The 13,653-nt window shown below is 60.2% G+C and carries 14 protein-coding genes; 9 read left to right on the top strand and 5 right to left on the bottom strand.

Annotated features, from left to right (window positions below):
* Positions 1–910: cation:proton antiporter domain-containing protein (locus FXB40_RS12295; RefSeq protein ID WP_187436828.1), on the bottom strand; the 910-nt coding region annotated here is incomplete at its 3' end.
* Here FXB40_RS12295 and FXB40_RS12290 point away from each other — a divergent pair.
* The 7 genes from FXB40_RS12290 to FXB40_RS12255 all read left to right on the top strand — a co-directional run bounded on the left by FXB40_RS12290 (position 909) and on the right by FXB40_RS12255 (position 6,753).
* Positions 909–1,373 carry a hypothetical protein gene (locus tag FXB40_RS12290; RefSeq protein ID WP_148772459.1) on the top strand — a complete coding sequence of 155 codons (465 nt, stop codon included), beginning with the start codon at positions 909–911 and terminating at the stop codon, positions 1,371–1,373. The two genes, FXB40_RS12295 and FXB40_RS12290, sit on opposite strands and share 2 nt — an antisense overlap.
* 433 nt (positions 1,374–1,806) lie before the next feature.
* Positions 1,807–2,337, top strand: a complete 531-nt coding sequence (locus tag FXB40_RS12285) for a hypothetical protein (protein ID WP_246207564.1) — start codon at positions 1,807–1,809, stop codon at positions 2,335–2,337.
* A 67-nt stretch (positions 2,338–2,404) separates the two neighbouring features.
* The gene (locus tag FXB40_RS12280) at positions 2,405–3,133 is read left to right on the top strand and encodes a Bax inhibitor-1/YccA family protein (RefSeq protein ID WP_148772457.1); all 729 of its coding nucleotides are present in this window, start codon (positions 2,405–2,407) and stop codon (positions 3,131–3,133) included.
* Between the two features lie 21 nt (positions 3,134–3,154).
* The gene (locus tag FXB40_RS12275) at positions 3,155–3,355 is read left to right on the top strand and encodes a DUF2905 domain-containing protein (RefSeq protein ID WP_148772456.1); all 201 of its coding nucleotides are present in this window, start codon (positions 3,155–3,157) and stop codon (positions 3,353–3,355) included.
* Between the two features lie 800 nt (positions 3,356–4,155).
* Positions 4,156–4,989 (top strand): universal stress protein, encoded by an 834-nt coding sequence (locus FXB40_RS12265; protein ID WP_148772455.1) that lies wholly within the window; start codon positions 4,156–4,158, stop codon positions 4,987–4,989.
* A gap of 52 nt (positions 4,990–5,041) precedes the next feature.
* Entirely contained in the window at positions 5,042–5,479 is a 438-nt protein-coding gene (locus tag FXB40_RS12260) for an anthrone oxygenase family protein (RefSeq protein WP_148772454.1), read from the top strand.
* Between the two features lie 47 nt (positions 5,480–5,526).
* Positions 5,527–6,753 (top strand): baeRF11 domain-containing protein, encoded by a 1,227-nt coding sequence (locus FXB40_RS12255; RefSeq protein ID WP_148772453.1) that lies wholly within the window; start codon positions 5,527–5,529, stop codon positions 6,751–6,753.
* A gap of 193 nt (positions 6,754–6,946) precedes the next feature.
* Here FXB40_RS12255 and FXB40_RS12250 read toward each other — a convergent pair whose 3' ends face one another.
* The 4 genes from FXB40_RS12250 to FXB40_RS12235 form a co-directional block, all read right to left on the bottom strand.
* Complete coding sequence (locus FXB40_RS12250; protein WP_246207562.1) at positions 6,947–7,444, bottom strand: Hsp20/alpha crystallin family protein; 498 nt, start codon at positions 7,442–7,444, stop codon at positions 6,947–6,949.
* A 60-nt stretch (positions 7,445–7,504) separates the two neighbouring features.
* A complete protein-coding gene (locus tag FXB40_RS12245; RefSeq protein WP_148772452.1) occupies positions 7,505–8,158 on the bottom strand; it encodes a BON domain-containing protein in 654 nt (217 codons plus the stop codon).
* A gap of 688 nt (positions 8,159–8,846) precedes the next feature.
* A complete protein-coding gene (locus FXB40_RS12240) occupies positions 8,847–9,464 on the bottom strand; it encodes an HdeD family acid-resistance protein (protein WP_148772451.1) in 618 nt (205 codons plus the stop codon).
* A gap of 262 nt (positions 9,465–9,726) precedes the next feature.
* Positions 9,727–10,740 (bottom strand): quinone oxidoreductase family protein, encoded by a 1,014-nt coding sequence (locus FXB40_RS12235; RefSeq protein ID WP_210352156.1) that lies wholly within the window; start codon positions 10,738–10,740, stop codon positions 9,727–9,729.
* A 310-nt stretch (positions 10,741–11,050) separates the two neighbouring features.
* Here FXB40_RS12235 and FXB40_RS12230 point away from each other — a divergent pair, with 310 nt between their 5' ends.
* Together FXB40_RS12230 and FXB40_RS12225 are read left to right on the top strand one after the other, a co-directional pair.
* Entirely contained in the window at positions 11,051–12,169 is a 1,119-nt protein-coding gene (locus FXB40_RS12230) for an AI-2E family transporter (RefSeq protein WP_187436827.1), read from the top strand.
* A gap of 289 nt (positions 12,170–12,458) precedes the next feature.
* Complete coding sequence (locus FXB40_RS12225) at positions 12,459–13,652, top strand: HlyD family secretion protein (RefSeq protein ID WP_148772449.1); 1,194 nt, start codon at positions 12,459–12,461, stop codon at positions 13,650–13,652.
* Position 13,653 lies beyond the last annotated feature (1 nt).

Genomic DNA, 13,653 nt, shown 5'->3' with positions numbered 1-13,653 from the left:
ACACATTCTGCCAAAGTAGTGATAGGACGCTCATGGGCGCCACAACAACTGTTGAGGGATCCACCTCCATGCCGACGGTGACGAAGAATAGGCCCAACAGGATGTCACGAAAGGGTCGGATATCGTCCTCTACCTGATGACGGAAGTCGCTTTCGCCGACCACCATACCGGCGAGGAATGCTCCGATCGGCCCGGAAAGACCGGCGACATGCCCAACGAACGCCGTACCGAGCGCGAGCAACAGAACGGTGAGCAGAAACAGATCCGCCGAGTTCGTCCGGGCAACCCAGGTAAGCCAGGTGCGAAAAACCGGTTTGCAGATGAAAGCCGCGGCGACGAGTGCAATCGTCGCTGTTGCGAGCTGGCGCAGTGCTCCCAACGGTTCCGACCCACCGCCTGGTTGCCACCCACCCAGCACAACGAGAAAGGGAAGGACAGCAAGATCTTGAAAGAGCAGGATTCCCAGCACAAGGCGGCCTTGTTGGCTGCTGACCTCTCCCTGGTCGACCAATTGCTTGAGCGTGATGGCGGTCGATGACATCGCAACTGCACCACCGAGCAGCACCGCGCCGGATAAGCTCACACCCGAAAGTGCCGCAATTCCCGTCACGATAAAAACGGTAAACCCGACTTGCAGACTGCCTGCGCCGAAAACGTCGCGGCGTGCGGTAATCATTGCGGAGAGCGAAAACTCAAGGCCCACCATGAACATGAGGAAAATGATGCCGAGCTCGGCCAAAAACCTTGCTTCATCGCTCGCGGTGATCAGTTGCAAACCGTGCGGTCCGATCACCAAACCTGCCAGCAGGTAACCCCCGGCCGCCGGAAATCTCAGACGCGCGACTAGGCTGATGGCGCAGACCGAGGCAAGGATCACGACTAGTGTCTTGATCAATAGGTCGTCGGCCATGCGCAGCTCCGATGCGCTTCGCACCCAGCTCGTTGTCCAGCTTTGTCAGTGCCGCGATGAGCATCAAGTTCCGCCAATCGAAGAAAAATGTTTCAGCGCTCAGCAGCTGACAACCGTCAATGTGGCGAGGCGGATGAAGGATAAGCATTTTGTCCCGAAGGCTATGACTGTTGCGCCACGCGACAGAAGTCCGCATGACGGGCGCAACTCGGAGTCACTGGATATGGCCACGTTCAAAGCAACCGATACTATTACGGTGATTGAAGGCTATGACGCGATCCGCGTCTTTCTCGAGACCGTTTGGCGTCGCCATGGTAGGCCCGTCGAGCAGATCGCATTTTTGCTCGGTAGCTTGAAGTGGGCCGACGGTACGCCAGTCGATCCGATATCGTGGCAAGACTGGCAGGCAGCCGTCCAAACGGCGGTGTCAGCCGGATCCTGCGAGATTGCCGCAGGCAGATGATCGCTTTGCTGCAGCGTGAGCGCTGGACCCCGGTAACACGCTGTCAGGCGCGGCGAGGACGTTTCTCGTGAAGGTGGAGCGCAAAGGCAGTACGATTGTTCCCCAGGGGTGCACCGCTCATTTCTGGCCAACGCGAATCCTCAGCGTCGCAAGCGAAGCCTCAGCGTCGCAAGCGAGGGCCAACGGTCCGCGCGCAACTCGACGAAATCCGCCATGTTCCGTTGACGCTCGTCAAGGTCACCTTTCTTCGCAATTGACAAGAATAGCGGCGCAACGGTACCTGCCAATCCGCAAGTGGCCGATCCGTGGCACTTTCACGCAACGGGAGCGTGTCATGCCAATCACTATCTGCCGTCTCTATGATTCACAAGCTGACGCACGCCGGGTCATCTTCGCGCTTGCGGTCGCGGGTCTGCCGCCTTCGGAGACCAGCGTGATTTCGAACAATTCCGACACCTGGTACAGCGCTACCGAGAGCACGAATGTTGTGTCTTTGCGGAAACAGGGTGCGAGCAGCGAGACCGCCCGCGACGGCAAGTTCGAGGGTGCGACCGTTGGAGCTGCAATCGGCGCAACGGCGGCGACCGCTGCCAGTCTCGTTACGATGCTGGCGCTTACCGGCATCGGCGCCGTGGTGGGCGTGGGATGGCTTGCAGCGATGTTGGGTAGCATGGCGATCGGGGGCGTTACCGGCGGCCTGCTGGGAGCGCTGACCAATGCCGGCATCAGCGAAGAAGATGCGCACGTCTTTGCCGAGGGCGTTCGCCGCGGAGGAACATTGGTCGCCGCGCGGGTGCCTCCGGTCGATGTGCCGCGAATAGAGCCGATCATGAACCGGTCAGCGGTAAGGCTTCAGGAACGTTGCGAGCTATACCGCCGGTCGGGCTGGCAGGCGTTCGATCCAAACGCTGTGCCCTATACCGCTGACCAAGTACGGAACGAGCGCGCATTGCATACGAATTAGCAGGCCTGTCGGCAACTGACGTTCAAGGCTGCTCGCTCAGTCGAAATGAACCGCACAGGAGTAAGCCATGAGCTATTATGATTTTGATGCTCGCAAGTCACGGGACGCGGGCTTTCCACCATCGGTCGCCGAGATCGACGCCGGCTTGCGGGCCCATATGCAGCGCATCTACGGCTATATGGCCGGTGGCCTCGCGTTGACCGGCCTCGTGGCCTACCTGGCCTCGGCTTCCGGTTTCTATCAGTCTATCGCGGCGACGCCATTAATTTGGCTTGTCATGCTGGCGCCCCTCGGCTTCGTGCTGGTCTTGAGCTTCGGCATCCAGCGTATGGCCGCAGGAACGGCGATGCTGCTGTTCTGGCTCTATGCCGCCGTCATGGGGCTGTCGTTGGGAGGCATCTTCCTTGTGTTCACCGGGGAATCGATTGCGCGTGTTTTTTTCATCACGGCGGCGACCTTCGGCGCGATGAGCCTCTACGGCTATACGACCAGATCCGATCTTTCTCGCTTTGGATCATTCCTCATAATGGGGCTGATCGGTATCGTGATCGCATCCCTCGTCAATATCTTCATCGGATCGAGCGCGCTTCAATTCGCTATCTCGATCATCGGCGTCATCGTGTTCGTAGGGCTCACGGCCTATGACACACAGCGCATCAAGGAGATGTATCTTGAATCGGACACCGGCGAAATCGCCGGCAAGAAGGCCGTGCTCGGCGCGCTGGCACTTTACCTTGATTTCATCAATCTCTTCATGATGCTGCTCCAATTGTTCGGCCACCGCCGCGACAATTAGGCGGCGCACGGATTGATAGCGATGACACGTGTTCTGATCCTACTAGGCGCGCTGATCCTGGCGGTTGGCCTGCTTTGGCCCTATCTGAGTCAACTCGGATTGGGGCGGCTGCCCGGCGACATCGTCATCGAGCGGGGAAACACGACGTTCTATTTCCCACTGATGACTTGTATACTTATCAGCTTGGTGTTCAGCCTCGTTCTTTGGGTGGCGAACCGTTGACGCGGCGTCGGAGCTAACGGGCGGTATGGCGGCCCCACGCGACACCTGTACTTGCAGCAGTCGCCTTTGCGCGTGTCGGCGGGCGATGTGGACGCACGGCCTGCCGCGTTGACGACCATCAATTTCCCAATTGTCTTTGTACAGCGTTGCAGGGCGAAGCGACACAGGCGGCAAGCGATTCTTGACGGACGCCAATGTGGACCGTTTTCCAGGCGGCTAGAGTCAGCGTCGCTGCGGGCTGGCGTCCGGGATCTCGGACACCGGGCGGTTGATTCGTCACAACTGAAGAAGCGGAGGTCTCATGATGAGGAAAACAATGATTGCACTCGCGGTCGGCGTGACCATGGTCGTCGGTTCGGTGGCAAGCTCAACCCCGGCGGACGCTCGATGGCGTCATGGATTTCCTGTCGCTCCTGTCGTCGGCGGCCTGGCGGCGGGCGCACTCATTGGCGCCGCACTCGCAGCACCGAGGCCATACTACTATAGCTACGCCTACGAGCCCGTCGGTTTCGAGCCGTACTGTCGGGTTAGGCGTGAACGCTTCTGGGACGGTTGGACATGGCGGGTTCGCCGGATCGAGGATTGCTACTGACACTCTCGCGTTCGGAAGGCGGTCCGGCAAGGAAGCCTGGCGAGGGTGACGTCAGGTTTCCCCTTGATCTGTCGGAATGAGTATCGTTACGCCCCTATATTGCATCGCTCAAATTGCGGCTCGCCGGTTGATCGTCATCAATGCCAGTCGCGCCATGAGTCTTGAAACTGCGCTCAGGGCTGCATCGCATATTTGCTGGAGCGGTTCGATGATCAAGGACATTATCATCAATCTCGAGCATCAGGTAACGCACGAAGCGGCCTGCGATTTTGCCATTTCGATTGCGGAGATGTTTGGCACCCACCTTGCCGGTGTTGCCTTCGCTTACACCCCAGATTTTCCGGGTTACACCGTGATGGAGCTTCCGCCTGATATCCTGGCCCAGATGGTCGCCCTCAGCGAGAGATCTGCGCTCGCCGCGATCGAACGCTTCGATGCGGCTGCCGCGCGTAGTCTGGTTTCAGCGGAACACCGGATGCTAAGGACGATAGGGGCGGAGGCGCCCGCGATCTTTGCGGTCCTCGCCCGGCGCTTCGATCTGAGCGTGTTCACGCAATCCGAGCCGTCTCGCGCGAACAACGATGACATGATCGAAACGGCGCTGTTCCAGTCAGGGCGTCCGCTGATCGTTGCGCCTTACGTCCAGAAGGACGGATTGAAGCTCGGTCGCGTGGTGTGCTGTTGGGATGGCAGCCGTGTGGCGGCGCGCTCCTTCAACGATGCGTTGCCTCTGCTCGCAAAGGCGACGGCTGTGGATCTCTTGATCGTGCTGAACGGGAAGACCAACGCGGAGAACAAGGAAGTCCGCGGTGTCGAGATGGCAGCTCACCTCGCGCATCATGAGGTCAAGGTCGAGATCGCGACTGTTGCGGCCCCTGACGTCGATGTTACCAATGCCATCCTTTCCTATGTCGCAGATAATTCCGGGACCCTGATCGTGATGGGTGGTTACGGTCACGGGAGGCTGCGCGAAGTCATTCTGGGCGGCGTGACCCGCGATATGATGAAGTCGATGACCGTGCCGGTGTTCATGTCGCATTGAAGGGTGCGATAACCGAAGGGTACGATAACCGCCTGCGCCAGGAGTGCGATCGATGCGGCTCGGTCTTTACGCATTTGCTGTTGCCGCCGCCTTTTTCGGCGCTACCGTCTACATCGGCCTTGTCGAGCAGCCAGCGCGACTCAGGCTCAATACTCGTGCGATGATCGAGGAGTGGAAACTGAGCAATCGGCGCGGCACGCTGGTGCTCTCGGCCGTTGCCGTGCTGTCGTCCGCGATCGCTCTTATACAGTTCAGGCAGAGTGGCGACGTTCGCTGGATCATTGGGGGCACTACGATTCTGGCAAGCTGGCCGTATGCCTATTTTGTAATGATGCCAGTGAACGTCTGGCTGTTCGCCGTTCAACTCGGAAAGCCGGTTTCGCTGCTGCGCGGGCTGATGCGGGACTGGGGGCTCTTGGAATGGGGGCACGCCCTGATCGGATTCGTAGCCTCTAGCGTCTTCGCGTGGGCGCTGGAATTGCCGCCTTGATTGATCGCCGTCAATGTCGGAGTGCCGCGCTTCGGTCAAGGTCTCTGATGCTACAGGTGAACGAAGGTTTCGCCGGCGAGGGCCCGATGCTACATATCGATATTCCGACGTTGGAGGAGTTCAAGGCGCTGGCGCAGATCAAAGGCGAGACCTGCGTTTCCCTGTATCTGCCGACATCCCCCTTGGGGAGTAACGCCCCGCTCAATCGTACTGCGTTCAAGGACTTGGCCAGGGACGCGCTAACTCAGCTCAGGGAAGGCGGTGTCGACAACAGCAAGATCGTTGCCTTCGAGGGGCAGTTCGATCGCCTCGCGGGCGTAGAGCACAATGTCCAGGATGAAGACAAGATCAGAAGGCTCCTGCGCCGAAGGCCGGATCCGGTCGATTCGTTCTGGCATTACCTGTCTACTGGACTGGCGGTGCTCGCCACGTCCTCCAAACTGCGAACGTTCCGCCTGCCGGATTCGCCAAAGCCACTCGCCGAAGTCGCGGACCGCTTCCATCTAACGCCGCTGATCCGCGCGATGACGTCGCCACACGATATCTTCGTGCTTGCACTGGCGGAGGAGAGCGTTCGGCTAATTCACGCCTTCGCCAACTTTCCGCCAGAACGGCTGCAGGTTCGTGGCCTGCCCAAGAACGCGAAGGAAGCGACCCGGCGGCCGTCATTTCACGTACGCGCCCCACGCGGCAAACTGCAGAACCTCGAAGGCGAAAAGGTCCTGCTGCACCAGTATGTCAGGAAAGTCGAGCACGCCATCCGCAGCCTGCTTGCGGGACGCAATGCACCACCTCTGGCTCTTGCGGCGGAGGAGCCTCTCGCGTCGATGTTCCGGTCCGTTACTACATATTCAAGGCTGGTCGACGAGACGATCGAAGGAAACCCAGGCCGGAAGACGGATGCCGAACTGGGAGATACAGCGATTCCGATTCTCGACCGTCTCTATTCCCGCGAACTGAGGGCGGTGATCGCGCGCTACGACGAACTCAAGCCCCGACGTGCGACTACTGACGTTTCCTATGCGGCGCATGCTGCGACTGCAGGTGCCATCGATCAGCTCGTTGTCGATCTTGATGCAGTTGTGCCGGGCCTCGTCAGCGACTTCGATGGCAGCGTGACATATTCAGCTTCTGATGATGCCGAAACTTACAGCGTCGTCGACGAGGTCGCGCGGCGGGCGCTGTCCACGGGCGCCAGGGTCATGGGCGCCAGGCAGCATGAACTACCGAACCGGGCTCCGCTCACCGCCATCCTCCGCTACGCATTCCATTGAAGCACGGTCAGCCGCCGTCAGGCGTCGCCACAGGTCCGATCCCAATTGCTTTTGGCCACGAGTGGCCCCTTCGTGGCGACAGCAATCTCTGCGGGAATGAGGGGGTGAGGCGCCGCGATGGGCTGTCGGCGATCGTATGCGGGACGCATGGGCAGAGGAGGAGGCGCTACCTACGCGTCCCGCCGCCGCCGGCTCAGGCGGCTTTCTTGGCCTCCGCCTGCGAGGCGTCCTTGACCTCGATCTTCTTCAGCATGGACTTGGCCGGTTTCGGTATTGTGACTTTGAGGACGCCGTCGGACATGGCTGCCTGGACGCTGGACGGATCAATGCCGGAAGGCAACTGTAGCACACGCATGAACATACCGTAGATGCGCTCGCTGTGCTGCACGTTCTTGTCTTTCTGATTTTCCTCAACCTTCTTCTCGCCCTGGATCGCGAGGGTATCATCCTCGATCGACACTTCGACGTCCTTGCGTTCAAGGCCGGGCATCTCGGCGGTGACCTCAACGGCCTCGTCGGTCTCGGTGATTTCGATGTTGGGGGTGAGCGACTTCGTGCCATCGTTTGAGGCTATTGCTTGCACAAACTCGTTGAACAGCCGGTCGATCTCCCGATGCAGGCCGAACAGTCCGAAATCCGGTCGCATCGGTGCGCCGCTCTCACGAAGCGGAACCAATGATCTCAACCTCATGGCATTCTCCTTTTGCCTCGATAAGTCTTTAACTAGCGTGCGGATAACAGGCCGCAGCCGTTATGGACTGACCACGATCTGGTCTTCGACACGGGTGATGCCCGGTGCCGACCATGCGACACGCTCGGCTTCCTCGCGTTCGATCCACGAGCGAACGGTGCCTTTCAGGATGACCTCGCTGCCGTGGGTTTCGACGGTGATGCGATTGGCATCGACCTCCGCATTCCGCTTGAACGCCTCTTGGATCCTGCGCTGAATGTCGGTGGGCTCGACCTTGGGCTTCAATGAGATGACGTTAGTCACGTCCTTGACCCCTTTTACCTTTCGCACGGCATTTTCGGCCGTGGTTTTCTGATATTGCCATTCCACCGTACCTTCGAGGGTCAGCCAGCCGGCTTTGACGATGACCTTTATATTTTCGTGCGAAATGGGCAGTTGGGCCTTCAGACTGGCAATCGCATCGCGCGCGATGTCCGGATCGGGTCTTTGATCGATCGACGGCAGGCGGACCTCGATGTCATTCGCGACGGCATGCACGCCCGCGACGCGCTTCGCCGCGTGCTCGGCTTCCAACCGGTCACTGTAACTTCTGGTGAATCCAGCCAGTGTGACCACGCCATCCTTCACTGAGATGGCGATGTCCTCCGCATCAAGGTCGGGATCCCAGTTTAACTCTTCGCGGACGTCGCGTTCTATTTCACGGTCGGATCTCATGAATGGCTCCTGGTCTGTGCAAAGCGGATTGTGGGATCGGCGAGTCATCACGCTACCGACCAACGCCAATCCTAAGAGGTGTCACACGTCCAGCCATGATGCTCATCAACTTTCGCAGCGGGTTTCTCGGTGCGGCGCTGTTACTGCGCTATGATGACGCTGACGCAACCGCTTTGCCGCATGGACCAAGTTGATGATTGCTGTGAGCGGTTGGTTCAAATCGCGAGTGAGTGCAGCGGACATCTGGCTGGCGGCCGAGAGGCGCGCGATATGCAGCGGTTCGTTGCGCAACTTTTCAATGCGGGAGGCCGGCTTGTGGGCGCTCGAGAGTCTCTGTCACGAGCGCGTCCTGTTTGCCTCCGCCAATTCGATCGGCAAGCCCAAGAGCGGCGATCGGCGACCGCAGAGCGAAAGTTGTTTGTTCTTCGCACCCGACCTTGCCGGAAAAATTGTGCCGGTCACCAATCCCGTTTTCGGGCAGACTTGGATTTGGCCCGTCGCTCAGGAACGCCAACACGGGCGACAGGTATCCAGGCGGGAGGATCGCTTGCCGGAAACGTTTCGATCAGGCTCATCAGGACGAGTTCGTCCTCAACCGCGGTCGTTTCAATTTCACGGGTGAGCTGGGCTTTGGCCCGGCTCTTGTGACTATGATGGCTCGATCGTCGTGGCGTCATCACAGGTCCGCCTAGGCAGCCGTGCCCACGGCCGTAGGATTGGTCCCCAGCTGCTGCCGCGCTCGAAGTCGGAACGAGAATATGATCAGGGCCACGCCAAAGGCGATGGCGTACGCGCCCATCCACCAAGTCAGGACGAGAGCTCCGATTAATGGCGTGAAGAAAAGCAGCGCGCCATATGCCAGCGACAGAATGCCACCCAACACCAGCCACCACCGGCCATGCTCCAGGTTGAGACGAAAACCTGCAGCCGTCATCAACCCGCCGGTGACGATCGCCCATGAGGCAACCAGTAACACGAAGGCAAGCACGGTAAGGCCCGGCCAGAGGAGGGCTCCGATGCCCACGGCGATACTGACCAGCCCTTCGAAGATCAGAAATCCCCAGCGGCCCCTGCGGCGCATCGCGCGGACCGCCGAGACGATCCCGGCCGCGCCATCGACCAGCATGTACGCGGAGAACAGGAGCACCAGCGACAGCATCGTCGGGCCGGGAAAGATCAATGCGAGACATCCGAAGACGATGCCGAGAATGCCTCGCACCAGGAACAGCCACCAGGTTGGAGCGAGCGCTGCCGTGGCAGCATCGGTTTTGCCGTCTGAGGGGCCAGTAAACGTTATGCTGGTCATGACATGCTCCCACAATCTGGCTTCGATTGACGTTTGGTGATGCTTAGCGCGTGCCGGATGACGGGCGCATTGACGGCCGTCAAAAATGTTTCCGTCCACCTTTGGGCCGTATCGATCTTCACGGGTGACGGCTCAGATATGGACGAACTGCAGATTTCCGGTCGGCCCATTTCTGAACTGTCGGCAGACGATTGCGGGTGCGTGGAAAACGCCTGCTGTCGGCGGGCTTGGGCGCGTGATCGCCGAGACAGACCTCTCGCCATTACGAAGCGTGTATCGCTAGGATAATTTTGCCGACTACATGACCCGCGGCTAGACGTTCGTGCGCCTTGTGGGCGTGCGCCAGGGAATAGCATTCCGCGATCGGAACGTTGAGCTTCGCTGCGTGGACCGCCGCGTTGAGGCGTTCGAACTCGCGAACGCCGGAAATGCCGTCGTAGCGGACCAAGTCCATGCCGCGCCGCTTCTTCGGGGCCGGCTCGATGCCGTTCGGGTGCGCGAGCCGGCCCCCGGGCCGCAGCACATCTAGGCATTTCTCCAGCGCATCTCCACCGACGAGCGCCAGGATGGCGTCGACGCCGTCGGGCGCGAAGCGGCGCGCTTGGTCGTCGATGTCGATGCGCTTGCCGTCGACCACGACATGCGCGCCCATCTCCCGCACGAGCTCCACGCCTTCCTGGCTTGACGCTGTTGCGAACACCCGGCCGCCGCGAAGTCTTGCGAACTGCACGGCAAGCGTTCCGACGCCGCCGGAAGCGCCGTGAATGATGATGGTCTCGCCCTTCTTCAGCTTCAGTGCGTCGTCAATCCCCTGCAGTGCCGTCAATCCCGTAATCGGGATCGCGCCAGCATGTCGCAGGTCAAGCCGTTTTGGGATCGGCGCGACCTTGTCGGCAGGCACGGCGACGTATTCGGCGTAGAACCCGCCTTTCGGGTTCTCCCAATTGTAGGAATAGACCTCGTCGCCGACCTTTAACCGTCGCACCCGCGAGCCAACAGCGGCGACGATTCCGGAACCGTCGTAGCCTAGTACCAATGGAAAATGCGGCTTGCGGGGCGCATAAAACCCTTCCCGGACGTCGGCATCCCACCGGCCAACGCCGGCGGTGTCGACGGCAATCATGACCTCGTCAGGGTCCAGCGGCGGCACCGGTAAGGCATGACCGGTGATCACCTCCGGTCCGCCGAAGCGGTCGATGGCCGCCGCAAACATGGTGCGGGGGACGTGCATCGTGTGATGCCGAAAAAGCGAAGCATTGCGGGGACGATCGAGCATGGTTGCTATCTCGCGTGGGCTTTCCGCCTGCATGGACGAAATTGCCGGCAGAGACGCTGACGTCGGTCAATTTCGGAAAGCAAATGCGAGGGCGACAGCCCGCCTGTTGGAGCAGATAACCTCAGCTCCGCGGCGAAACCATCTGATGGCTGTCAATTCGATCTGCGTTATTTGAAAACTGCGCCCGCGAAAGAGGCACGGCACGGAACGGCGCATCGGCATCGGCAAGTTGATGTCCATCAACGTGGGGAAGTGACTAGCCATGTAGCCTGCCAGCAAACGGATCGGTGCCAGCACGATGGGGCCCCCAATGCCGCGACACGACTTCGTGCGAAGCGACGACGGAAGCGGATTTCGCACGCTGGAAGAACCTCCGCCGCAGTTTGAATCGCACATGCGGGCGACGATCCAGGCCGCTATCGCAGTCGCAGTGATGTTGCTTGCGCTTTGGGTCGCGCGCGATTTCCTCGTTGCAATGATCTGGGCAGGCGTAATTGCCATCACCACCTGGCCGTTCTACGTTCGGTTTGCGCAGCTGATCTCTGGCCGTCCCTCATCATTACTAGCATCGTTGCTGTTTACTTGCATAATCGGCCTCGTTCTTCTCATACCCATTGTCTTGACCGTGCGTCAGGTCGCCCAGGGGAGCGATGCTTTTGTGCACGTGCTCAATAGCCTGCGCGAGAGCGGAGTTGTTGTCCCGGGCTGGCTTGTGCAGCTGCCGATCGCCGGCGAATACCTGGATCTCTGGTGGCGAGCCAACCTCAGCAATCCTGAGGCTCTCAAGGAATGGCTTCGCGGCGTAAACATCGAAAATCTGACTAGCTGGACCGGCACGCTCGGCGGCGCACTGTTACATCGTCTCTTCCTCTTCGCCATTACGCTGATCGCGCTTTTCTTGATGCTGCGCGACGGAATATGGCTGGCGGACCGGTCGGTCGTCACCGCTCGGCGGCTGCTCGGCAATCCCGGCACTCGCCTGGTCGGCAAGATCGCCGCCGCAACCCGCGCGACCGTGAACGGAACGATCGCAGCGGCTATTGTGAAGGGCGCTGTCGTCGGTATTGCCTACGTCGTGATGGGCGTGCCGCATCCGCTGCTATTTTCGGCGATGACAATTGTATTGGCGATGGTGCCGCTCGGCGCCTGGGTCGTGCTTGCGGCGGCTTCTCTGACTTTGGTTGTTCAAGACGGCATCCTGTTGGTGCCTGTCGGACTGTTTGTCTTTGGCGCGGCGGTGCTGCTGATCGGCGACAATTTCATTCAGCCGGCTCTTATCGGAGGCAGCGCTGAGCTGCCCTTCCTGCTCGTGCTGATCGGAATTCTCGGCGGGATGCAGTCGTTTGGATTAGTCGGCCTCTTTCTTGGCCCGGTAATCATGGCGGCGCTCCTGACCGTATGGCGCGAATGGATCGGCATTCGGGAGTGACGGTCGGGGTGTCGTCACGATGTCCTGATGCTTCTCTCGTCGTTTATCGGGCGGAAAAAACGGACCGCGCGGCTTTCGCCGGCGGTCCAAGTCTCGGGGAGGAACGCCCACGGAGGGCAAGCGACGTGGGGGTCGCCAAATTCAATTCGCAAATCGAACGGCCTCATGCATTGACAAGGCTCAATTCTCTGCCTGCATTTTTGTATTTCGCGAGTGGCTGACACCCATCAAGGTGCCGACGACCGATTGACGCAACATTTGCGACCACCGGGACGGCGAGTATCGCGCCATGCCAGATAGCGGCTTCGAAGCATTTACGAAAAGTGGCGAACCCAGCACGGCTCGCGCACTCCCGAGGCGTTCTCCTTACTTGGATCGGGAACTTCAGGGTTCGACGGAGAAGCCTGGTGTAGAAGGCGCGCCGGCGCCATCGCGAAGCCGCTGGCGCCGGCCGCTGCTGGCCCTTGGTCCGGTCGTGCTGGTTGCCGGCGCGCTCGCCCTTTATCTGACGACCGGTCGCTACGTGTCCGAGGAAGACGCTTATGTTCAGGCCGTGAGCGCGTCGATCAGCGCGCAGATCTCGGGCCAGGTCATCGGCATCGCAGCAAAGTCGAATGCGCCGGTGAAGAAAGGCGACCCGCTCTTCAATATCGATACGGAGACATATCGGCTTGCGCTAGCCAACGCCGAAGCGCAGCTTGGCATTGCACGCGACCAGGCGCACACTCTGATCGAGACTTACCGCGCACGCCAGAAGCAGATCGATGAGGCAAGGGCCTCGGTCGACTACACGCAGGCCAATTATGAACGCCAGCAGCAGCTCTACAACACTGGCACCGCGTCTCGGGCGACGCTCGATGCCGCAATCCGCGACTTTCAGGCGGCCAAGGCCAATCTGGCCAGCTTGGAGCGGGAGGCAGCGGCGGCGCTCGCCCAGGTCGGCGGCAACCTGGATTTGCCGGTCGACCAGCAATCCACGGTCAAACAGGCGCAGGCGGCCGTCGATCTCGCCGCGCACAACCTGCGACTGACCTCTATCGTCGCACCTTTCGACGGCATTCCGCACAACGTCGAGAGCATCGCGATAGGCGTTTTTTTGAATGCCGGACAAGCGGCGTTTCCGCTGGTAGCGACGCGCGATCTCTATGTCGAAGCCAATATCAAGGAGACGGATCTCACCTATGTGAGGGAAGGAAATCCGGCGCGGGTCATCGTCGACGCCTATCCGGACACCCCGATTGCAGCGCAGGTGACGTCGCTGGCGCCCGCGAGTGGATCGGTCTTCGCACTATTGCCGCCGCAAAATGCCACAGGCAACTGGGTGAAAGTCGTGCAGCGCATTCCGGTTCGCCTTTTTTTCGATCAACCCGCGAACCACCCGCCACTGCGCGAAGGGATGAGTGTCAAGATCTCGATCGACACCGGCCACCAGCGATCGCTCCGCGAGCTGTGGCGTGACTTCACCGCGATTTTCGGGGCCTGAC

Source organism: Bradyrhizobium rifense (genome assembly GCF_008123425.1).
In the GTDB taxonomy this organism is placed as follows: domain Bacteria; phylum Pseudomonadota; class Alphaproteobacteria; order Rhizobiales; family Xanthobacteraceae; genus Bradyrhizobium; species Bradyrhizobium rifense.
Note: the sequence above shows the minus strand (reverse complement) of the source record. Positions and strands in the feature narration are given on the sequence as shown.